Source organism: Psychrobacter sp. W2-37-MNA-CIBAN-0211 (assembly GCF_040309405.1).
GTDB lineage: Bacteria > Pseudomonadota > Gammaproteobacteria > Pseudomonadales > Moraxellaceae > Psychrobacter > Psychrobacter glaciei.
In genome coordinates this window covers 1-263 of record NZ_JBEOOU010000303.1, presented here as the reverse complement: position 1 = coordinate 263, position 263 = coordinate 1, and the positions used below count along the sequence as shown (strand labels likewise).

1 pseudogene is annotated in these 263 nt (G+C 46.0%); it reads left to right on the top strand.

What is annotated here, in order from left to right:
* Positions 1 to 263: pseudogene (locus AAEY72_RS15335) on the top strand (hypothetical protein); the annotation flags it as partial.

Here is a 263-nt window from a genome sequence, read left to right as displayed (position 1 = left end):
CGCCCATACCCTTATTGATAAAAGGCAGTCAACATCCCGTCCATATTCAATGGCATAATAAAACACTAGCAAGTAGTGATTCGTTATTGAAACAGCGCCAATTCTCAATCGCATTAGATATGCTACCTGACTCTATGCCGCGCATACTCAATTCTAACTTGACTGCCTTGATACATCCATGCGTCATTCTCAACTTCGCAGGCACGCCACTTTACTTTGCAACTGAGCACGCCACGCCAGCCGATTTTCATCAGCGCCAGCAC